Here is a 21,227-nt window from a genome sequence, read left to right as displayed (position 1 = left end):
GGGGTTCCGGCGGGGTGCAACCAATAAATGTCGCGCAACCGGGGTCTCCTGTCAAACCCGGAGGGGCGGCTGCGGAGAGGCGAGTGAGGGCGTCGGCGGCACGATTTGCTAACATGTGCCATCCCCAACCCGAAGAACCGATCCCCATGATTTTCGTGATCTCCCCGGCCAAGGCGCTCGACTATGAAACGCCGCCGGTGACCGCTGTGCATACGCAGCCCGACTACCTCGCGGACGCGGCCGAATTGATCGCGGTGATGCGCGAGAAGTCGCCCGCCGAGGTTTCCGCGCTGATGGATATCTCCGACCAGCTGGCGACGCTGAACGTGGCGCGCTACGAGACCTGGGCGCCGCCGTTCTCGCTCGCGAACGCGAAGCAGGCGGTGCTGGCGTTCAACGGCGACGTGTATGAAGGTCTGGACGCGCAGACCCTGTCGCCGGCGGAACTCGAATGGGCGCAGGCGCATCTGCGCATCCTGTCGGGCCTGTACGGCCTGCTGCGGCCGCTGGACCTGATGCAGGCGTATCGCCTGGAGATGGGGACGCGGCTGGCGACTCCGCGCGGGAAGAACCTGTATGCCTTCTGGGGCGACAAGCTGACCGTGGCGCTTAACGGCTTGCTCGCACAGGAACGCGAGGCGGGGGCCGTGCCGGTGCTGGTCAATCTGGCTTCCGAGGAATACTTCAAGTCGGTGATGCCGGCAAAGCTTGCGGCGCCGGTCGTGACGCCGGTGTTCGAGGACTGGAAGAACGGGCGCTACAAGATCATCAGCTTCTACGCGAAGCGCGCGCGCGGTCTGATGTGCCGCTACGCGATCCGCAACCGCGTCGAGGATGTCGAGGGGCTGAAGGGGTTCGATCTGGACGGTTACGCGTTCGCGCCCGATGCGTCCGACAAGGACACGCTGGTGTTCCGCCGGCGCGTCGAGTGAGGGGGCGGACATGAAGATCAGTTCCAGCTTCGACTCCGGCGCGATCGAGGTGCTGAGCCTCGACAAGCCGGAGGACATCCGCCTGCGCCTGCGCGCGGACAATGCCGCGGAGTTTCGCCAGTGGTTCCACTTCCGCGTGCAGGGGGCGGCGGGGCGCAGCCTGCGCATGGTGTTCGAGAATGCCGCGGAGGCGGCGTATCCGGACGGATGGCCGGAGTACCGCTGCGTCGCGTCCTACGACCGGCGCAACTGGTTCCGCGTCGTGGCGACACGCTTCGAGGACGGCCGGCTGATCGTCGAGCACACGCCGGAACACGACAGCGTCTATTACGCGTACTTCGAGCCGTATTCCTACGAGCGCCACCTGGATCTCGTCGGATGGGCGGAGACCTCGCCCTTCGCGCATGTGGACAGCGTCGGATCGACGGTCGAAGGGCGCGAGCTCGACCGCATCGTCGTCGGGCGGGAGGCGCCGGCACACCGGCCGGTGTGGATCCTCGCGCGCCAGCATCCGGGCGAGACGATGTCCGAGTGGTTCATCGAAGGCCTGCTCGAGCGTCTGCTCGATGCGGCGGACCCGGTCGCGCGCCGCATCCGCGAACGGGCCGTGCTCTACATCGTGCCGAATATGAATCCGGACGGGGCGATCCACGGCAACCTGCGCACGAACGCGGCGGGGCGCAACCTGAACCGCGAATGGCGCACGCCCGACGAGCAGGCGAGCCCCGAGGTCTTCCATGTGCGCAATGCGATGGAGGCGACCGGCTGCGAGCTGTTCCTCGACATCCACGGCGACGAGGCGCTGCCCTACGTGTTCTTTTCGACCGCCGAGGAGGTGCCGGGCTTCACCGCCGAGGCGGCAGCGCGGCAGGCTCGCCTGGTCGCGGCATTGTCGGCGGCGAGTCCGGACTTCCAGACCGAACACGGCTACAAGCCGGGGCGTTTCGGCGAGGAGCTGCTGTCGCTGGCGAGCAAATGGGTGGCGCACCGCTTCGGCTGCGTGTCGTTGACGCTGGAGATGCCGTTCAAGGACAACGCCAACATGCCCGACGGGCATGCGGGCTGGAGCAGTGCGCGCAGCAAGCGGCTGGGTGCGGCGATGCTGAACGCGATCCTCGCGCACCTTGAGAGTGCGTGAGGATCGAAGTTCTTCAGGCGAACAGATTGAGCAGGCCGTCGAGGCCGACGTGGTCGAGGCGGCAGTCGGCGATCTTGCGCAGCACCGGCTTGGCACGGAAGGCGACGCCGAAGCCGGCTTCGGTGAGCATCGGTAGGTCGTTCGCGCCGTCGCCGGCGGCGATGACCTGATCCGGGCGCAGGCCGAGGCGCTCGCGCGCAGCGCGCAGGTGGGCCGCTTTGGCGGCGCCGTCCACGACGGGGCCGCTGACGCGTCCTGTCAGTTTGCCGTCGACGACTTCGAGCCGGTTCGCGTGGGCTTCGTCAAAGCCGAGGCGCGCCTTGAGGCGGTCGGTGAAGTAGGTGAAGCCGCCCGACACCAACACGGTGTGGATGCCGGCGGACTTCAGGCCGCGCATCAGCCGTTCGGCGCCGGGATTGAGCTGCAGGCGCTGTTCGTACACTTCCGTCAGTGCCGATTCCGGCAGGCCGGCGAGCAGACTCACGCGGCGGGTGAGCGATTCGGTGAAATCGATCTCGCCGCGCATCGCGGCCTCGGTGATCGCGGCCACTTCGGTCTTGAGGCCCTGCATGTCGGCGATCTCGTCGATGCACTCTATGTTGATCAGCGTCGAGTCCATGTCGGTGACGAAGAGGCCGAAGTCGGCGAGCCGGCGCCCGGGGGCGACCCAGGCCCAGTCGAGCGCGGCGGTGGCGCACACCGCGTCGATCTCGCCGTTTTCATGCCCGCCGACGAGGCGGAAGGCCTGCGGGGTGATCTGTTCGATGGCGCTGGCGCCGGTGAGCTTTGCGACGGTTTTCAGGGCGACCGAATCGACGTCCTCGCCCTGTACGACTAGATTCATTCGGCGCGGCTCCGGCGTTGCAGTGCTTCGCTCAGGACGGCGTGCGCCTTGCGGATCATATCGGCGGTGTCGTCCCAGCCGACGCAGGCGTCGGTGACCGAGCAGCCGTACTTGAGCTGCGACAGGTCGGCAGGGATGGACTGGTTGCCCGGCTCGATGAAGCTTTCGATCATGAGGCCGACGACCGACCGGTTGCCTTCGCGGATCTGGTGGATCACGTCCTTCATGACCAGCGGCTGCAGATCCGGCTTCTTCCACGAGTTGGCGTGCGAGCAGTCGACGACGATGTTCTGCGGCAGCTTGGCCTTCGCGAGCGCCTGTTCGGCGAGTGAGATCGACACGGTGTCGTAGTTCGGACGGCCGCCGCCACCACGCAGCACGACGTGCCCGTAGCGGTTGCCGCGCGTGCGCAGGATCGCCGACTGGCCCTTGCCGTTGATGCCGAGGAAGCTGTGCGGGTGCGAGGCGGAGACGATGGCGTTGATCGCGACTTCGAGGTCGCCGTCGGTGGCGTTCTTGAAGCCGACCGGGGTCGACAGGCCGGACGACATCTCGCGGTGGGTCTGCGACTCGGAGGTGCGGGCGCCGATCGCGGTCCACGAGATGAGGTCGCCGTAATACTGCGGGGCGATCGGGTCGAGCGCCTCGGTGCCGGCGGGCAGGCCGATCTCGTTCACGTCCATGAGGAAGCGGCGCGCCTTCTCCATGCCTTCGTCGATGCGGAAGGAGTCATCCATGTACGGATCGTTGATGTAGCCCTTCCAGCCGGTGGAGGTGCGCGGTTTCTCGAAATACACGCGCATCACGAGCAGCATGGTCTCGGACACTTCGTCCGCGAGCGCCTTCAGGCGGCGGGCGTAGTCGACGCCGGCGACGGGGTCGTGGATCGAGCACGGGCCGACGACGACGAAGATCCGGTTGTCCTTGCGGTCGAGGATGTTGTTGAGTGCCCGGCGACCGGCCAGCACCGCCTCGGCGGCTTTTTCGGTCAGCGGGACGCGCGCCTTGATCTCCTCGGGCGAGGGCATGTGATCGAGGGCGACGATGTTGAGGTTTTCGGTATTGGCGACAGGCATGGCGCGCTCCGCAGTGCAGCAAAGGGGAAGATTGTAACCCGAAGCGCGGAGGCTCCGGGACGCGGGAGCGCGCCCGCCGTGTCAGCCAAGTGCGGCGGGGGTTCGCGTCGTGAGTGCCTGTTTGCGGGCGGTTGCGGCGCCGAGCAGGGCGAAGCCGAGCAGCGTGCCGTCGGGCGCGAGGAATTGCGCTTCGACGCCTCCTTCGAGCCCCCCCTCGCCGTCCGGCTGGGGCTGGATCTGCCAGCTGCCTTCGGCGTTCGCCGCCGGGGGGCAGACGACGGTCGGGCACGCGGGCGTCTTCACGACGACGGGCATCGCAGGGTAGGCGACCGGCGTCGGCTTGCCGGCCAGTGTCGCGGCCAGCGCGCGCGCCTGGTGCATGATCGGCATCACGAAGGGCAGCACGAGGCCTTCGACTTCGGCGCAGTCGCCGAGTGCGTGGATGTGGGCGTCGGAGGTGGCGAGCAGACGGTCGACGCGGATGCCGCGATTCACGGTCAGGCCGGCGGCGCTGGCGAGCGCGGTGCGCGGACGCAGGCCGACCGCGGAGAGCACGAGATCGGCGTCGAGGACGCTGCCGTCGTCGAGCGTGACGCGGTAGGCGTCGCCGTTGCGTTCGACGGTGGTGGCCGAGATCTTCATGCGGAAAGTGACGCCGGCCGCTTCGAGCTGCTGGCGGAACCATGCGGCCGCGGCCTCGGGCAGCAGGCGGCCGAGCGGCCAGGCGGCGATGTCGATGACGGTCGGGGCGATGCGGCGGGCGAGCATGTCGTTGGCGAATTCGCAGCCGATCAGCCCCGCGCCGAGCACGACGACGCGCGTCGCGCCATCGAGCCGCGCGGCGAAGCGGGCGAAGTCGTCGAGGTCGTTCACGGAAAGGATGTCGGCCGCGCCGTCGCCGCCGATGGGCAGGCGGATGGGATCGGCACCGATGGCGAGGACTAGGTCGCGATAGGCGATGCGCTCGCCGCTCGTCAGCACCGCGATGCGGTTTGCCGCCTCGATCGACGCGATCTCGACCTGGGGACGGATCGTCGCGAGCACTTCGCCGGCCATCTTGTCGGCGGATTTCATGACAAGGCTCTCCGCCGTCCTGTTGGCCGACAGCGCGTTCGACAGCATCGGCTTGGAGTAGAAGCCTGCGGCGTCGCGGCTCAGGATCATCAGCGGGGTGTCGCGGTCGAGCTTGCGGAATTCGCGCGCGAGGTTGTATCCGGCGAGGCCGCTGCCGGCGATGACGAGGGGGTGGGTCATGAAGGCGATCTCATCCTGGATGTTGTGATTCTTAGGCGCGCGGATGGTGGGAGGGGCCTGCCTCCGCCCCGTGCGACATTGGGGTCGGGGGTGGATCGGGGCGGGGCAGGCTTTAGGGGGCGTCAGGTGCTGACCGCAGCGCGGTCTGCGCCTGGCTCAGACGGCGACCATCTCGAAGTCGGCCTTGGCGACGCCGCAGTCGGGACAGGCCCAGTCGGCGGGGATGTCTTCCCAGCGCGTGCCCGGGGGGATGCCCTCGTCGGGGAGGCCGGCCGCTTCGTCGTAGATGAAGCCGCAAACGATGCATTGGTAGGTCTTCATGATGTTCTTTCCGTTCTTCGTGAGTTGTCGGGGGAGGGCGGTTCGGGTCAGGCCGAGATCTTGTCCAGGACTTGCTGGTAGTGGTTGGCGTGGCGCTCTTCCACCTTGGCCAACGCGGCGAAGCGCTTGGCGGCCTTTTCCAGCACGGCCCTGAACTGTTCCGCGTGTTCCTTCGATTCGGTGATCTGTTCGTCGATTTCCTTCACTGCAGCCTCGTTGCCTTCGGCAACCGCGACGTGGCGGAAGTTCGGGTACATCTCGGTGTATTCGTAGGTTTCGCCTTCGATCGCGAATTGCAGGGCGCGCGCCGGGGTCATCCTCTCCTTCGGGAAGAGCAGGTCGAGGTGGCCGAAGGCGTGCATCACTTCCTGGTCGGCGGTCGCCTCGAACGCCTTGGCGGTTTCCTCGTCACCCATCTCGCGGCACAGCTTGGCGAAGTAGCGGTACTTGATGTGCGCCATCGATTCGCCGGCGAAGGCGGATTCGAGGTTCTTGATCGTGAGCGACTCGGGGTTGTGGAAGGGGCTGGCCATCGTTTCTCTCCTTGCGTCGTTGATGTTGCGTTGAGTGAATGTTACGCACCGCCATATGATTGTAAAAATTGAACGTAGCGATGCAATGAATAGCGTGCGGCTATTTACTCTGCCGCAGCGGGTTTCGAATCGTCACCAATGTTGGCGAAGTGAAAGGATTTGTAGTGGTGCAAATATATGGCGGGGTATTCGCGTCAACGGAGCACATGTCCCTGAGATGCATGAGTTGCTGCAGCACCGGGGAGTTCGAGTTGATCAAGAGGAGATCGAACATGATCAAGACCACCGCAATGAGCACGATCGCGCTGGCTGTCCTGCTGTCGGCGTGCGGCAAGAGTGGGGAGTCCACGCCCGCTGCACCGGCCGCGCCGCCGCCGGTTTCGAGTCCGGCGACTTCGAGTCCGGCCACTTCTGCTGCGCAGACTCCGCCGCCCGCGCCGCCATCTGCGCCCGCAACGACGGCCGCGGCGGACACTGCGCCGGGGATGAGCACCTACAAGAAGGTATGCGCGCTTTGCCACGCCGCGGGCGTGGGTGGTGCGCCCAAGCCCGGCGACAAGACGGACTGGGGACCGCGCATCGGACAGGGCAAGGAGGTGCTGTACAAGCACGCCCTGGAAGGCTTCACCGGCAAGAAGGGGATGATGCCGCCGCGGGGAGGCAGCCCGGCGCTCAAGGACGACGAGGTCAAGGCAGCCGTGGACTACATGGTTTCGAAGTCTGAATGACGCTGTCGACCTGAGGAGAGCGGGGGCGATTGTTCGCCCCCGCGCCGCGCGGTTGGCTGGCGCTTGTCAGCGTAGGCCCAGGGTCGGATCGACAAGCAGCGCCTCGATCACGCGCGAAACGTTGTCCGTCGGCGTGTCGTCGGGGCGGGTAAGCGGGTCGGGGCGCACCTGTCCGTCGCGATCATGCAGGTGGTTGGGGAAGGTGGCCAGTTCGCGGTGCAGCGGTGCGGTGTCAATGCCCAGTTCGGCGTCGCCGAAATTCCACCGCAGCGAGTAGGCGTCGTTCGCGGCGTAGCGTACCGTCAGCGTCACGCCGTTTCCGAGGTGTACGAGGAGGGCGTCCTGCTTGTGCTCCACCGGCTGCGGCATGCGTGCGCCGAATGTGCGGTCGATGCGGTCGGCGAGTTCGATGTGCAGGCTCATGTCCGTCTGGCCTCCTTCAGGCATTCGGTCAGCATCGCGCGCACGGTCTCGCGCGTGTCGGCGAGGATGCGGGCGCTGAGGTAGTGCTCATAGGCGGGATGCTCGGGGATCGCGCCGGTGTAGATCCGCTCCAGCAATTCGATCTCGTCGGTCGCACCGTTGGCCTTGAGGATGGCGTCGCGGTTCTCGCGCAGTTCGAAGACCAACCGCGACAGCTGCTCGAGTTGTTCTGCGTCGGTCGGTTCTACGTTCTCGAAGAAGTTGGCCATGATCGTCGCTCACATCTTGCTGTCGTGGAGGGCTCCGCCGTCGAGCACCGCCATGTCGGGGGTGATGGCGTCGAAGGCGAGGACCTTGCCGCCGTGCGCCTGGGCGAATTTCTGGGCGTCCGCCTGCTGCGCGAAGGAGCCGATCGTCGGTCCCATCGAGCCGTGGCGGGAGCTGCCGATAACGTACCAGGCCGTCTTCGCGTCGATCCACGCGCCGCGCGGCTGGTCCCAGTCGGCCTTGCCCATGTCCTGCACGAAGATCGCCTTTACCGGACGCACCTGCTCGGGCTTCAGGTAGATGCCGAACATTTCGACCGTGTCGCAGAAGAACTCGGGCTCGGGACGATCGGTGTAGAGAATCTGCGCCTTGGGGCCGGGGTAGTCGGCGAGCAGCATGCCGTCGAGAGAGCAGGCGGTGCTCTGGTCGATCTCGACCGCGGTGAGCTTGTTGCCGCCGTCGCTGCCGCCCGGCCCGCAGGCGACGAGAAGGCCCGCCGCCAGCGCCGCCAGCAGGGTCGTTCGGAAGGGAAGGATGGGGGACATCATTTTCGGAATCTCCATGCGGCAACGCCCAGGGGGGCTGCGATCCACGCGGCCATCACGAGGCCGAGAAGCCAGGGTTCGGCCAGCGCGCGGGGGAATACGGTCGCGAGTCCGTACAGCGTGCGTACGTCGTCGAGGGTGAAGATGTTGAGGATGCGGAAGACGTCGGCGGGGTTGAGGAGCAGCAGGTAGGGGAAGATATCGCCACCGTACTTGCCGCCGGTGACGACGAGGCCGCCGAGCAGCAGCAGGTCGAACACCAGCACGAAGAAGAACCACAGCGCGATGGCCATGCCTGAGGCGCGCGTGCGGTCGGCGGCGAAGACGGACACCATGACCGCGAGGCTGAGGAAGGCGAGGCCCAGCAGCACCGAGCTGATCATGAAGCCGACGAAGTGCATCAGCGCGACGAGGTCGAGCTGCGCGGAAAGTACGACCGCGACCAGGCCGAAGCCGGCGATGGTCGAGAACGCGAGCGCCGCGGCGAGGCCGAGATACTTGCCGAGCAGCAGTTCGAAGCGCGTGATCGGCATCGACAGCAGCAGGTCGAGCGAGCCGCGTTCGCGCTCGCCGACGATGGCGTCGAAACCGAGCACCAGCGCGATCAGCGGGACGAGGTAGATCACCAGCGAGACGAGGCTTGCGATGGTGAATTCGATCGAGCGGAAGCCCACCGTGCCCTGCTGCGCGCCGCCGAAGTACGCGATCACGAGCGCGAAGACGGTGAACACGAGGGCCACGGCGAGCACCCAGCGGTTGCGGATGCGGTCCCAGAATTCCTTGCCGGCGAGGGTGGCGATCTGGCGGATTTCCATGTGCGTCGCCCTTAGTCCGAGAAGCCGAAGAACACGTCTTCGAGCGAGGGTTCGTGCACGTGCAGGTCGAGCACCTTGTCGCCGAGCGAGGCGAGCGCCTGCATCACGACCATCTTCGATTCGCGTTGGCATTCGACGGCGACGTGGTCCTCGCGTGCCTCGATCGCGAGGACCGGCAGGCCGCCGAGTACCGCGCGGACGTGATGGAAGTCCTCGTGCGCGAGGCGGACGCGGAACCACAGCGGCAGATCCATCTGCTCGCGCAGATCCTGCACGGTGCCGACGGCCTGAATCTTGCCGGCGGCCATGATCGCGAGCCGATCGACGCGCTCCTGGATCTCCGCGAGGATGTGCGAGGTGAGGATCATCGTCACGCCGTCGGCCTTGAGGCCGCGCAGGATCACGTAGAACTCGCGGATCGCCTCCGGATCTAGGCCGGTGGTGGGTTCGTCGAGGAACAGGATGCGCGGGCGGCCGAGCAGTGCCTGCGCGAAGCCGAGGCGCTGGCGCATGCCCTTGGAGTATTCCCGCACCCGCCGGCGTGCGGCGCTGGTGAGGCCGACGCGTTCGAGCGCGGGGCCGCATTCGCTTGCCGGGGCGCCCTTCAGGCGGGCGAAGAATTCGAGCGTCTCGAGGCCGGTGAGGTTGTCGTAGAGGACGACGTTTTCCGGCAGGTAGCCGATCTTGCGGCGCACTGCGCGGAAGCCGCTGCCGGTGACGGGCGAGCCGTCGATGCGGATGTCGCCCGCGCTTGCCGGGATCAGGCCCAGCATCATCTTGAACAGGGTGCTCTTGCCGGCGCCGTTGTGCCCGATCAGGCCGAACAGCTCGCCCGGCGCGACCTCGAGGTCTACGCCATCGACGGCGCGCACGGCGCCGTAATGCCTGGTCGCGCCGCGCACCGCGATCACCGGTGTTGAGCGTTCAGCGGGAGCCGGGGAAGTATCTGCCAAGCCATTCTCTCCAGTTTTCGTTCTTCGGCAGCATGCGCGGTTTCGGGTCGACTACGCTGGGCGCGCGCAGCAGCGGGAACTGCTGGCCGACGAGGCGCAGCGTCTGTATTGCCGGACTCGCGAGCAGCAGTTTCAGCATCGGGTGTTGCCACGAGAGGCGATCGACGATGTCGTTCGCTTCGTAGGGAATGTCACCGAGCCCGTCGCCGTTGCGGTCCCAGCCAAGATAGTTGCTCCAGTGGTTGCCGTCCTTGATTCCCCACAACTCGTCCTTCGTGCCGACGTAGCGGACCTGCTCCCGGTTGCTGATGAAATCGTTGTCCTCGACCTTGTTGTTCTTGGAGCCGGCCGAAAGGTGTACGCCGACCGTGTTGTCGATGACCTGGTTGCCGCTCAGCGTGTTGTATTCGGCGTCGTAGATGAAGAAGCCGCGATTGTTTCCGGCGACGACATTGTTCTCGATGACCGAGTCCTGGATGGTGCGCAGCATGATGCCGTGATCGGAGTTCCCCCAGGCGCGGTTGTTGCGCACGGTCTGGTCGCGTACTTCCATCAGCGCGAGCCCGCCGCGGTTCAGGTACACCTGGTTGTCCTCCCACAGGTTGTAGTAGGAGTTCATGTAGTGGGTGCCGTAGCGGCTGTGATGCAGCCGGTTGCCGCGGAAAACCGCGTGGTGCGAGACGTCGACGTAGATCGCGTCGCGCACGAAGCTCACGCGGTTGCCGATGATCTGCGCGCCGGTCGTGTTGTACAGCTGGATGCCGTTGCCGCGGCTCGCGGACCGGTAGTCGCGCTTTCCGGTGATGATGTTGTTCTCGATGCGGACGTCCTTGACCTTCTCGATCCACAGCCCGAAGAGGTTGTAGGTGAGGTCGCAGTTGCGCACCACCGCGCGGTCGGAGCCGGGACGGAGGTAGATGCCCGCGTTCTGCGCGCCGAGGTCGTCGCCCGAGTCGCGCACGATCAGGCCTTCGATGACGACATCGGGCGAGGTCACGCTGATCGTGTCGCCCTTCTGGCTGCCGCTGATGGTCGGGCGATTGATGCCCCGCAGCGTGAGCGGTTTCGCGATCTGGAGGTTTTCCGCATACATCCCGCGCGCGACCTCGATCACGTCGCCTGGGGCAGCGCGCTCGATTGCGGCGCGAATCGATTCGCCCCGAACGACCGTCAGCGTCGCCGCCGGCGCCTGTGCGGCACAAAGCAGCGCAGGCACGGCCACCAAGGCGTGCCAGAAGGTCCGAATGCGCGCCGCCGGGATGGCTCGCATATCACCCCTGGACGACGAGGAAACCGAGCGACTTCAATGCGAGGAAGAGGGCTGCACCGATTAGCAGGTTCTTGAAGCCGACGTAACAGACCATATCCATCGTGTTCGCGACGCGGTAGCGGCGACCCCACCACGGGCCGTCCTTGACGTAGGGTTTGGAGCCGAGGCGCACGACGACTTCGAACACGCTCCAGCCGAACCACCAGCCGATCAGCGCGCCGGCCTCCAGCTGGCCCATCGCCGCGAGCACCCACACGACGGTGGCGGCGAGGGCGAGGGCCATGCTTGCGGCCTGAACCGCGCGCTGCCGCTGGAAGCCGTGGCTGCTCCACGGCCACACGTGGTCCCACGCCTCCGCGGCCACGAGGCGCACAAGGCTCGGCGTCTCCGCATAGGGCGGATTCACGGGATCGGTGGGCATCGTCGGATTGACCATCTTCTCTTGCTCCGGAAATCAGTGGGTCGAGGTCGCGGCTTCAGGCTGCGCCCGAACGCTTTTGCCGGCCGGACGCGCGGGCATGGGCTTGATCGGAATGTAGTAGCCGTCCGCTCCGATCGGCGTGAGCGGCAGGCCGGCCTTCGTGCGGCGCTTGCGTTCCTGCGCGAGCGGCGGGCAGGTGTGCTCGTCGGTGTACAGCACCATGCAGTCGAGGCAGTGGAGGCACTCGCGGTGGTCGATGCGCCCATCCTCGTCGATCGCCTGCGCGCCGCAACCCACGGCGCACGCCTTGCAGCTGTTGCATTCCTGCTTGCGCTTCAGGCCGAACCAGCGGAAGGTCGAAGGCATCGCGAGCGATGCGCCGAGCGGGCAGAGGTACTTGCAGAACGGGCGTTCGATGAAGATCGACAGGCCGAGCAGTCCGCCTGCGAACAGGGTGTAGGGCCAGCTGCGGTTGAACAGGCCGACGAGGAAGGTCGTCTTGAACGGTTCCACTTCCGCCAGCTTTTCCGCGAGGCCCATCGAGAAGACGGACACGGCCAGCAGCCCGAAGAACACGAAGTACTTCACCCACTTCAGGCGGTTGTGCCAACGCCGGGGCAGCTGGAACTGGAAGCGCTTCAGGCCCACGGCCCCGCCGACCTTGTAGAGAAGCTCCGACAGCGAGCCGAACGGGCAGAGCCAGCCGCAGAAGAGGCCGCGTCCCCACACGAACACCGTGACGATGATGAAGATCCAGAACAGGAAGATGAAGGGATCGGAGAGGAACAGCTCCCACTGCCAGTGGAACAGCAGCGCATGGAACCAGGTCAGCACCTGCGTGATCGAGGGCTGCGCGAGCATGCCGAAGCCGACGAAGCCGATGCTGATGATCCACGCGCTGTACTTGAAGATATTGACCGGCCACTTGTTCTTCCGCGTCGCGCGCCGCGTGAGCTTGTCGCGGAACCCGTAGACAGTGCCGACGGCGACCAGCAGCGCGGCGAAGAGGCCGATCTCGACCGCACGGGTCTTCCACACGCGCACCCAAGGCGCATCGGGCTTGACGACCTCCGGACGACCACCCTCGAGGTAAGCCGCAGGCAGCCAGTATTCCGTGTCGAAGTTCGCGAAGCTGCGCGCTCCGGTCGCGCGGTCGACGCGGTTGCCGAGGAACACGAACTTCCACGGATACGCGGCCGAGAAGGCCTTCGAGCGGACGATGAAGATGGCCGATTCGTTGAAGGCCGGCGCGCCGGGTGCAGCGATGCCGTAGAGGTTGAAGGCGTCGGTGTCGCGGAAGGTGAAGGAGTCCGCGCCCTGCCGCACCTGCACGCGGTCGTAGATGCCGCCGCGCACGAAGCCGGAACCCTTGAAGGATTCCTTGCCGCCGGTGCGGATGACGAAGAGGGCGTGCTCGCCTTCCTTCAGACCGGACATCAGGCTGTTGTAGGGACCGTCCCCCAGGATTGCCCGGCCGAGCTCGGGATGGTTCAGGTAGCCGAACCACAGCTCGACGAAGGGCTGCGGGCCGCGCGGGAGACCGACCTGTTCGGGCGTGACGACGATGCGCTGAACGGCGCCTTGCTTCACGAGCGTCGCCCAGTCGGGCTTCGCGCCGGTCTGTGCGAACCTGGCTTGCTCGCGGATCGTGGGCTTGAGGATGCCGACCTGGCGGGCGACCGCCGTGCCGGAGGTCATCATCACCTGGTTCTGTGAGATGACCGTGACGGTGGCGCCGGAAATCGCATCAAGGCCGGTGATGTTTTCTTCGGGCCTGGATTGGCCGATCTCGATGTTGTCGCCGACGAACTTGCCGAGGTACTGCTGGTTGAATCGAACCAGGGACGATTCGGGGATGCCGAGCAGCAGGATCGGCTCGGAGTGCTTGAGGATCCGGACGCCGACGAAGTGTCCCCCGGTGTCCATGCCGATCAGCGTGATCACGGGTTTACCGGAGTAGGCGGGGGTGTCCGTGATGTCGGTGGACAGCATCACATAACCGACGAACTTCTTCTTGCCGCCTTCCTCAGCGTAACCCTCGACGTACGGAGGCTGGCCCTTGCGTTCCGAGAAGGACGTCGCGCCGGGTAGGACCTCATTGCACGGCGCGTACTTGCACAGCTCCGGAGCACTATTGATCTCGGCCGGAAGCTGGGCCTCGTAAGTGTTGGCAATCGCGAGCGAGGCGGCCGACGAAAGCACGGCGGACAACAGAAGATTTCGGAGTGCAGCCAGAAAATTCATCACACTTTCCAAGCGGGCGGGACTGCACACAGTCTACGAACCGGATTTGCTCAGGTAATTGTTTCCGATCAATTGGTGCAAAAACATCTGCTGCAGAGCAGCGTGGACGACAAAAAAGGAGGGGCACACGCCCCTCCAAGTTCACCCATCCTTACCCCTTTGCAGGGGTGGGATCGCCGCACCGGCCGCCCAAGGGCGCCGGCGCAGTCTCACCGGAGGCGATCAGGCCTCGACCATCATCCGGCTGCGCATCTCCAGGTGCAGCGCGTGGCAGAAGTGCGTGCAATAGCACCAATAGACGCCCGGCTTGTCAGCCTTGAAGGTGACCGACTTCGTCTCCTGCGGATTGACGATGAAGTTGATGTCGTACTTCGGAATCGCGAAGCCGTGCGTCAGGTCTTCCACCTTGTCGTGGTTGGTCAGGATGATCGTGACCTCATCACCCTTCTTCACCGTGAACTCGGGCAGGCTGTAGGCCGGCGCCTGGCTGATCAGCTTGATGGTGACCTTTTTGCCGTCGCGGAAGACGCCGCTTTCCTTGAAATCCTTCACCGCGTTCGGGAACTCGTCCATGTTGTAGATCTGGCGAGTCTTGATGATGTCGCGGCGGACGACGATCGAGTCGTGCGGCTCGGACAGCACGGAGTGGTCGGCAACCAGCTTCATCTTGTCGCCGCTGATGTCGATCATCTGCGCGGTTTCTGCGTGCAGCGGGCCGACCGGCAGGAAGCGGTCCTTCGAGAACTTGTTGTCCGAAATGAAGAACTTACCGTCGGCTTCCTTCGTCTCGCCCATCGACGTGAAGCCGTGGCCCGGCTGGTAGTGCACGTCGATCCGGTCGACCACGGGCGTGGCGCTCTTGTCGCCCTGGTACGACTTGATCGCAGCCTCGACGTTCCACTTCACGATCTGGCTGTCGAGGAACAGGGTTGTGTAGGCGTTGCCCTTGTTGTCGAAGCCGGTGTGCAGGGGGCCGAGGCCGATTTCGGGTTCGGCGACGACTGCATCGCGCGGTTCCTTCAGATCGCCGTCGAACCACTTCAGCACGAGCTCGTGGGCAATGACCGTGGCGGTCGGGGACAGCTTGCCGGAGCAAGCGTAGTACTTGCCATCGGGGCTGATGTTCACGCCGTGCGGGTTTTTCGGGATCGGGACGTAGCAGGTCAGTGCGGTCTTCGGATCGCCGTTCGACGCCTTGCGGCCGTCGACGACCGGAACCTTGGAGTCGCCGATGTAGGTAACCTTTCCAGCCTTGACCGCCTCTTCGATGCGGGCGACGTGGAAGAACAGGCAGGCGTCGCGTTCGGCCGCCATCGTGTCCGGGTAATGGACTCCCATCTCGGTGTTGTACTGGTTGGTGGCCGCGAGCTTGCCGTCGTACGAGGTGGCCACGAGGTCGCAGTTACCGTCGATCAGCACCTGCCACCGCACTTCCATCGACTCGGAGTCGACGCAGGTGAAGAGCGAGCGGTAGTCCTCGATCTTGTCCATGTTCTTGCCGTTGTTCGGCAGGGGGATCGAGAATTCGCCGCCGCAGAACACGCGGGTCGTGTAGTTGATAGCCGCATCGACCGGGTCACGCTTGTCTGGGAAGGTGCCGTGATAGCCCTGCATGTTCGGCAGCTCGGTGATCTTGTCGCATTCCATCGTGTCGAGACGGACACGCGCGATGCGGCCATGGATCTTGTCATTCACGAACAGGTACTTGCCGTCGTACGTGCCGTCCTTGTACGAGGGGTGCACGTGGTGCGTATCACCCGTCGTGTACTTCAGGCTGCCATCGGGCTTGGTGCCGATGATCGCCTTCGATTCATTGGTGATGCCCCATCCGACCAGGCAGTCGGTGTTGAAGACGGGGATGCACTTCAGCTCGCGGCCCGAGGGCAGGCCATAGACGCGGACGTTGCCGGAGTGGCCGCCGCTCGAGAAGGAGTAGTAGGTATCCAGCTGGCCCGGGGGGACCTCGTACTTGCCGACTTCAGACGCTTCGGCTGCGGGGTGCGCAGCGGGAGCCGCGGCCGGTGCAGGTGCCTGTTCCTGCTTGCAGGCGGAAAGGCCGACCGAGAGTCCGGCGCCCGCCAATCCGGCAGCGGCCGCCTTCGTGAAGAACTTGCGACGGCTCGGGTCAAGCGTCTCGCCGACAGGGGTGGTTTTTTGATCGCTCATTTGGCTTGTCGCTCCCATTTCAGGTATGACGGTACTGGTAAATACGTCCGGCTGGCACTTGGGTCCGGCTATTCGGTGATGCCAGAGGCTTGATGCCTGTGGCAATTTGTCCTGTGACATTTTGTCCTGTGACATTTTGTCGCAGGAGGATTGTAGGAATATCGGTTGTCCAGATACCTTGATCTTGAACAAGGAATCGGGGTCGTATGACAGGCACACAGAGGTTTTCGTGATGGACTTCCCGATGTACGTACCTCTTGGGAGTGCCGGACCGCGGTCAGGACCACTGGCCGCTGTGCGCACGGACCCGTCCCGACTGCTGCAACTTCGCTGGGTGTCGGTGGCCGCGATGGCGGCGATCGCCCTCATCGCATTTCCGCTGTTGGCGCCGGCACAGCCGGTGATGCCGCTGCTCGGCGTGACATTGATCCTCGGCGCCGCGAATCTCGCGCTGCGTGCCGGAGGATTGCGCTGGATTCAGCGCCACGGCGGTGCGTTCAATCAGCTTTCGTCGGACCTCGTCGCCTGGGGGACCTTCCTTTATTACAGCGGCGGCGTCACGAATCCGGCGATTTCGCTGCTGTTGCCGCTGGTCGCGGTCGGAGCGGCGGTGTTGTCCGCGCGGGAAGCGTGGGCCCTCGCGGTGCTGGCGGGTGCGATCTACTCGCTGCTGTGGCAGTTCCATCATCCGGTACACCTGGCCAATGCGGATCTGGCGATGTACTGGCATCTCGTAGGCATGTGGCTGACCTTCGCCGTTTCGGCGGCGACCGTGGTCTGGTTCGTTTCTCGCCTGAACGCCGCGCTGTCGCGCCGCGAGCAGGCGCTCGCTGCCGCCCACGCTGCCCGTGCCCGCGATGCCTATCTGGTCGGGCTGGGCCAACTTGCAGCCGGTGCAGCGCACAGGCTCGGCACGCCGCTCGGCACGCTGCGCATTCTGGTGGACGAGCTTGCGCGGCGGCCGGCATTGGCGGGCGATGCCGCGGAGGATCTGGCGCTGATGCGCGAGCAGATCGACCACTGCAAGACGATTCTCACCGGCCTGACCCGCGAGGCGGGGCAGCAACGGGCGGAAGGGGGCGGCGCGGTGTCGGTCGGCGGGTGGCTCGAGGCCGTCGTCGGGCGCTGGCAACAATTGCGTCCGCATGCGTCAGCCGTGATACGGCGGGATTCGGCGCTGGCGGGGACCGAGATTGTGGCGGATGCGAGCCTCGGCGAAGCGCTGCACAATCTGATCGACAACGCCGCGAACGCAAACGCGGACGCGGGGGGAACAGCAGATGTCGATATCGAGGCCGTGCGGTCGGGCGAGCGCCTCGTGATCGACGTCGGCGACCGCGGTTCGGGCATTTCCGACGGGGTGCGCGAGACGGCACAGCTCGGCCCTCTGACGGGGCGTTCCGGAGGAATGGGCGTCGGCCTGTTCCTCGCGCACGCAGCGGTGGAGCATCACGGCGCCACCCTCGATTTTCTCCCGCGCCCCGGTGGCGGCACCATTGCCCGCCTGATCATCCAGCTGAAGAGTGACCGCCAATGACAGCCGATCCCCGACCCAGCCTGCTTGTAATCGACGACGACTTCGCGTTCAACCGCGTGCTCGTGGGTGCGCTCGACCAGCGGGGTTTCGACGCCTATGGCGCGACCGATCCCGAAGCGGCGATCGAGCTCGCCCGGGATCACGCGCCGGAGTTCATCGTGCTCGACCTGAATCTCGCCGGCGAGTCGGGGCTGCGCCTGATCCGCCCCTTGCTGGAGATGAGCCCGGACGCGCGGATCCTCGTCCTTACCGGCTACGCCAGCATCGCCACCGCGGTGGACGCGGTGAAGCTCGGCGCGACGCAATACCTGGCCAAGCCCGCCGACGTCGATGCGATCATCCGCGCGCTGCACGCCGAGGATGTCGTCTTCGCGGATGCCGCACCCGAGGCGCCGATGTCGGTCGACCGCCTCGAATGGGAGCATATCCAGCGCGTGCTTGCGGAGCACGAAGGCAATATCTCCGCCACGGCGCGGGCGCTGAAAATGCACCGGCGAACGCTGCAGCGAAAGTTGGGACGCCCGCCGACGGCTGCTTGACCGGAGCGGGGGCGAGCGCGCACGGCATCGGGCCAGCGGTTTCAGCCGGGTGAGAGGGAAATGAAGATCATGACGAAGAGCGGCGCCCACAGGATGGCGGCAACGCTGTAGGCCATGTACGTGATGTGCAGCGCCTGGATGTCGTTGTCCAGCCGCAACTCGTCGCGGATGTCCAGGTAGAGCCTGCGCAGCGCGACGGCATGGGCGAGGAGGTGGGCGATGACGAGGGCACCGAGGCTGGGCACGGCGAGCACCACCGCGGAGGCCCACAGCGGCGCGGCGGCGCGGGCGGCGATCGCGAGGGCGCGCGCGCGCGTGGGGCGCATGGCGTCGGCGGGCGTCGTGAGCCGCAGCATGCCGGCGACAGCCGTCACCGCGACGAGCTCGGCGACGAACACCAGCAGCGCGATCCATTCCCAGTTCGCGCCTGCAGGGTCGAGGCGATAGACTGCGGCGTGGTCGTGCATCGCCAGCGGGATCATGACCGGCGGCACCAGCGCGAATGGCAACACCATCCGGCTGAAGACGCCGCTGCGGGTCGGTTGGTTCAAGCGGGCCTCCGTCGGCCGCCCTTCAGATCCGGGGATCCTGCACGATTCCCTGTTCGACCGCAAACACGGCTGCCTGGACGCGGCTCGTCAGGCCGAGCTTGCGCAGGACGTTCTGGACGTGGATCTTGACCGTGCTCTCGGCGAGATCCAGCGTGCGCGCGATTTCCTTGTTGCTCTGGCCGCGCGCGACGAGTACGAGGATTTCGCGCTCGCGCGGCGAGAGCTTGTTGAGTTCGGAGGCGACGACGGCCGGCGCCGCCGCTTCCGTGCTCGCCTTGGGCGGGGCGCCGCGCACGCCCTGCACGAGTTTGCCCATCATCTGCGGCGAGATCACCGATTCGCCGGCCGCCGCCTTCGTGATTGCGGCGGTGAGCGTCTCGGCCTCGATGTTCTTCAGCAGGTAACCGCAGGCGCCCGCACGCAGGGTTTCGATGAGATCCTCGGCGTCCTCGGACACGGTCAGCATCAGCACGTGCGACCCCGGCGCCTCCTCGGCCATCATGGCCGCGGCGTCGCGCCCGGAGAGGCCGGGCATGTGCAGGTCGAGCAGCACGACGTCGGGCCGCAGCTGCCCGGCGCGCTTGACGCCTTCCATGCCGTCGCCCGCCTCGCCGACGATCTCGAACTCCGGGTGGCGCTGCAGCAGCGACTTGATGCCGCTGCGGAAGAGGGCGTGGTCGTCGACGAGGAGCACTCGGATCGGAGCGGGCATCAGTTCGGTTCCTGGTTGATTCGGGGGAGCTCGAGGCGCACTTCGGTGCCGCGGCCGGGCGTGGAGCTGAGCGAGAATTTTCCGCCGATGCGCAGCGCGCGCTCGCGCATGACCTGCAGGCCGATGTGATTTTCCTTTTCGCGGGCGGTGCGCGCGCCCTCGTCGAAGCCCACGCCGTCGTCGCGCACGACGAGCGTCAATCCGTGCACGCCGCGGCGCACGGCGACGTGCACGGATTGCGCCTGGGCGTGCTTGCGCACGTTGGACAGGGCTTCCTGCAGGATGTACAGCGCTTGCGTCTCGACCTCGGCGTCGAGCGGGGCGCCGCCGCCTTCCAGTTCCAGTTCCGTCGCAATCCCGCTCTGGTCGGCAAGCCGGCGCAGCGCGGCGCCGATCGCGCCGGCGAGATCCTGCTTGGCGACGCGCGTGCGGAAATGTACCAGCAGTTCGCGCACGTCGTCGTAGCTCTCCTGCACGCCCTGGCGAAGCATTGCGAGGGTGGCCTCCGCCTGTTTCACGTCGCTGTGCCGCAGCGCGTCGTCGAGCATCTGCACCTGCAGGTTCATGAAGGCGAGCCCCTGCGCGATCGAGTCGTGCAGTTCGCGTGCGAGGAGGTTGCGTTCCTCCGACACCGCGAGCTCGCGGTCGCTCGCGTGCAGGCGCTGATTCTCGATCGCGATGCCGAGCTGCTGTCCCAGCGTTTCGAGGAGCTGGCGGTCGGAATCGCCGAGCACACGCGCCTCGCGGAAATACAGGTTGTAGATGCCCAGCGTTTGCTGGTTCGCGCCGATCGGCGTGGCGGAAACGAGCTTGAAGCCGGCACGACGGCAGACGCCGAGATCGGGAGTGGTATCGGGCCGGTCAATATCGCAGATGAGCGAGATGCCGCCGCGGGCCGCCTGCCCGCATACGCATTCGCCGCATTCGAGCGTCGCCTCGCGGTCGATGAATGTCTCCTCCAGTCCCGCATGCACGGTCATGCAAAGCTGGCGCGAATCCCTGTCGAGCAGCCGCGCGGAGCTCGCGGCCGCGCCAAACATCTTCTGCACGCGCTGCAGGAAGCCGCGGCACAGGGCGTCGACATCCTGCGGCTGGCGCAGGAAGGCCGCCATGTCGTAGAGGATTTCGAGCTGGCGGTTCTTCTCCTCGAGGCTGCGGGTCTTGACCGCGACGCGCTCCTCGAGCGTGCCGTACAGGCCCTGCAGGTGGACGGCCATGCGGTTGAAGCCGTCGGACAGTTCGCCGAATTCGTCCTTGGCGAGTACCGGGACACGGGCGTTGAAGTCTTCCTGCTCCATCCGCTTGATGCCAGTCTGCAATTCGGTGACGGGGCGGATCACGAGCACGAAGAAGAAGCGGATCAGGAACAGGGTGCCGATCACCGCCAGTGCGATCAGGGACACCTGCGATGCGCGCAGGATGTCGGTGTTACGCGCATAGCTCTGTTCCATCTTCAGCACGACATCGTTGATGCTGGTGACGAAGGTCTTGATGGTGCGATCGAACTCCGGGAGGTTCTTGGCGAGCCGGCCGGGCTCCGGCTCGGCGGTCAGGGTGTCCAGCACGGGGCGGATGTTGCTGAGCCAGTAGGCCGCCATGCGCTCGAGGTCCTCGGGGATGCCGCGGTCGCGCGGGATGAAGAGGGGGCGCTCCGGGTTGCCCTGGCGCAATTCGTCGAAGACGTGCTGGAAGTCGTCGAGCTCCTGCCGCAGGGCCTGGGCGAACACCAGCGGTTCGGTCAGCGAGCGGCCGTCCGCGCGCGACAGCAGCTGGTCGATGCGGTAGGCACGCATGCGCAGGCTGCCGGCGTCGTTGATCGCGGCCGCCGCGCCCTGCAGCTGCCAGGACATGAACAGCGTGATGCCGATTGCCGTCAGGGCGACGAGGAAGAACACCAGCAGGATACCGGTGATCTTGGTGCTGAGGCTGTTGCCGAGGGGAAGCATGAACGCTCGATG

Annotated in this window: 22 protein-coding genes; 5 read left to right on the top strand and 17 right to left on the bottom strand. The window is 66.0% G+C overall.

Annotation, left to right across the window (positions count from 1 at the left end):
- Positions 1–146 precede the first annotated feature (146 nt).
- Both yaaA and BW991_RS14515 read left to right on the top strand, forming a co-directional pair.
- Positions 147–932, top strand: a complete 786-nt coding sequence (yaaA, locus tag BW991_RS14520) for a peroxide stress protein YaaA (protein WP_076602947.1) — start codon at positions 147–149, stop codon at positions 930–932.
- A gap of 10 nt (positions 933–942) precedes the next feature.
- Complete coding sequence (locus BW991_RS14515; RefSeq protein ID WP_076602829.1) at positions 943–2,070, top strand: M14 family metallopeptidase; 1,128 nt, start codon at positions 943–945, stop codon at positions 2,068–2,070.
- Between the two features lie 13 nt (positions 2,071–2,083).
- On the opposite strand, the gene serB is transcribed toward BW991_RS14515, so the two are convergent.
- From serB to BW991_RS14490, 5 genes are all read right to left on the bottom strand, one after another.
- Entirely contained in the window at positions 2,084–2,914 is an 831-nt protein-coding gene (gene serB, locus BW991_RS14510; protein WP_076602828.1) for a phosphoserine phosphatase SerB, read from the bottom strand.
- Complete coding sequence (locus tag BW991_RS14505; RefSeq protein ID WP_076602827.1) at positions 2,911–3,990, bottom strand: 3-deoxy-7-phosphoheptulonate synthase; 1,080 nt, start codon at positions 3,988–3,990, stop codon at positions 2,911–2,913. Before BW991_RS14505 ends, serB begins: the two co-directional genes overlap by 4 nt.
- 81 nt (positions 3,991–4,071) lie before the next feature.
- On the bottom strand, positions 4,072–5,244 hold the full coding sequence (locus BW991_RS14500; protein ID WP_076602826.1) for an NAD(P)/FAD-dependent oxidoreductase: 1,173 nt from the start codon (positions 5,242–5,244) through the stop codon (positions 4,072–4,074).
- Between the two features lie 156 nt (positions 5,245–5,400).
- On the bottom strand, positions 5,401–5,565 hold the full coding sequence (locus tag BW991_RS14495; protein ID WP_088179617.1) for a rubredoxin: 165 nt from the start codon (positions 5,563–5,565) through the stop codon (positions 5,401–5,403).
- Positions 5,566–5,612: 47 nt separating this feature from the next.
- Positions 5,613–6,098: a rubrerythrin family protein gene (locus tag BW991_RS14490; RefSeq protein ID WP_076602824.1), complete on the bottom strand. Its 486-nt coding sequence runs from the start codon at positions 6,096–6,098 to the stop codon at positions 5,613–5,615.
- 272 nt (positions 6,099–6,370) lie between these two features.
- On the opposite strand from BW991_RS14490, the gene BW991_RS14485 reads away from it, so the two are divergent.
- Entirely contained in the window at positions 6,371–6,826 is a 456-nt protein-coding gene (locus tag BW991_RS14485) for a c-type cytochrome (RefSeq protein ID WP_076602823.1), read from the top strand.
- Between the two features lie 66 nt (positions 6,827–6,892).
- Here the strand turns inward: BW991_RS14485 and BW991_RS14480 are convergent, their stop codons facing one another.
- The 9 genes from BW991_RS14480 to nosZ form a co-directional block, all read right to left on the bottom strand.
- Entirely contained in the window at positions 6,893–7,249 is a 357-nt protein-coding gene (locus tag BW991_RS14480; RefSeq protein WP_076602822.1) for a toxin-antitoxin system TumE family protein, read from the bottom strand.
- Entirely contained in the window at positions 7,246–7,518 is a 273-nt protein-coding gene (locus tag BW991_RS14475) for a hypothetical protein (protein ID WP_076602821.1), read from the bottom strand. Before BW991_RS14475 ends, BW991_RS14480 begins: the two co-directional genes overlap by 4 nt.
- Positions 7,519–7,527: 9 nt before the next feature.
- On the bottom strand, positions 7,528–8,064 hold the full coding sequence (locus BW991_RS14470) for a nitrous oxide reductase accessory protein NosL (RefSeq protein ID WP_084205093.1): 537 nt from the start codon (positions 8,062–8,064) through the stop codon (positions 7,528–7,530).
- A complete protein-coding gene (locus tag BW991_RS14465; protein WP_076602820.1) occupies positions 8,061–8,876 on the bottom strand; it encodes an ABC transporter permease in 816 nt (271 codons plus the stop codon). Before BW991_RS14465 ends, BW991_RS14470 begins: the two co-directional genes overlap by 4 nt.
- Before the next feature lie 11 nt (positions 8,877–8,887).
- Positions 8,888–9,829, bottom strand: a complete 942-nt coding sequence (locus BW991_RS14460; protein ID WP_076602819.1) for an ABC transporter ATP-binding protein — start codon at positions 9,827–9,829, stop codon at positions 8,888–8,890.
- A complete protein-coding gene (locus BW991_RS14455; protein WP_076602818.1) occupies positions 9,801–11,099 on the bottom strand; it encodes a nitrous oxide reductase family maturation protein NosD in 1,299 nt (432 codons plus the stop codon). The genes BW991_RS14460 and BW991_RS14455 overlap by 29 nt, the downstream gene beginning before the upstream one ends.
- Before the next feature lies 1 nt (position 11,100).
- Positions 11,101–11,535, bottom strand: a complete 435-nt coding sequence (locus tag BW991_RS14450; RefSeq protein WP_076602817.1) for a transcription regulator — start codon at positions 11,533–11,535, stop codon at positions 11,101–11,103.
- A gap of 18 nt (positions 11,536–11,553) precedes the next feature.
- Entirely contained in the window at positions 11,554–13,764 is a 2,211-nt protein-coding gene (locus BW991_RS14445; RefSeq protein WP_076602816.1) for a NosR/NirI family protein, read from the bottom strand.
- A 222-nt stretch (positions 13,765–13,986) separates the two neighbouring features.
- Positions 13,987–15,930: a TAT-dependent nitrous-oxide reductase gene (gene nosZ / locus BW991_RS14440; RefSeq protein WP_076602815.1), complete on the bottom strand. Its 1,944-nt coding sequence runs from the start codon at positions 15,928–15,930 to the stop codon at positions 13,987–13,989.
- A 349-nt stretch (positions 15,931–16,279) separates the two neighbouring features.
- Here nosZ and BW991_RS14435 point away from each other — a divergent pair, with 349 nt between their 5' ends.
- Entirely contained in the window at positions 16,280–17,467 is a 1,188-nt protein-coding gene (locus tag BW991_RS14435) for an ATP-binding protein (RefSeq protein ID WP_244551699.1), read from the top strand.
- A complete protein-coding gene (locus tag BW991_RS14430; protein WP_076602814.1) occupies positions 17,464–18,006 on the top strand; it encodes a response regulator transcription factor in 543 nt (180 codons plus the stop codon). Before BW991_RS14435 ends, BW991_RS14430 begins: the two co-directional genes overlap by 4 nt.
- A gap of 41 nt (positions 18,007–18,047) precedes the next feature.
- On the opposite strand, the gene BW991_RS14425 is transcribed toward BW991_RS14430, so the two are convergent.
- From BW991_RS14425 to BW991_RS14415, 3 genes are read right to left on the bottom strand one after another with little or no spacing between them, the layout of a single operon-like run.
- Entirely contained in the window at positions 18,048–18,557 is a 510-nt protein-coding gene (locus BW991_RS14425; protein WP_076602813.1) for a hypothetical protein, read from the bottom strand.
- Positions 18,558–18,579: 22 nt separating this feature from the next.
- A complete protein-coding gene (locus BW991_RS14420; RefSeq protein ID WP_076602812.1) occupies positions 18,580–19,269 on the bottom strand; it encodes a response regulator in 690 nt (229 codons plus the stop codon).
- Positions 19,269–21,215, bottom strand: coding sequence for a histidine kinase (locus BW991_RS14415; RefSeq protein ID WP_076602811.1), 1,947 nt, complete (start codon positions 21,213–21,215; stop codon positions 19,269–19,271). The genes BW991_RS14420 and BW991_RS14415 overlap by 1 nt, the downstream gene beginning before the upstream one ends.
- Between the last annotated feature and the right edge of the window lie 12 nt (positions 21,216–21,227).

It is taken from the genome of Aromatoleum tolulyticum, assembly GCF_900156155.1.
GTDB lineage: Bacteria > Pseudomonadota > Gammaproteobacteria > Burkholderiales > Rhodocyclaceae > Aromatoleum > Aromatoleum tolulyticum.
Note: the sequence above shows the minus strand (reverse complement) of the source record. Positions and strands in the feature narration are given on the sequence as shown.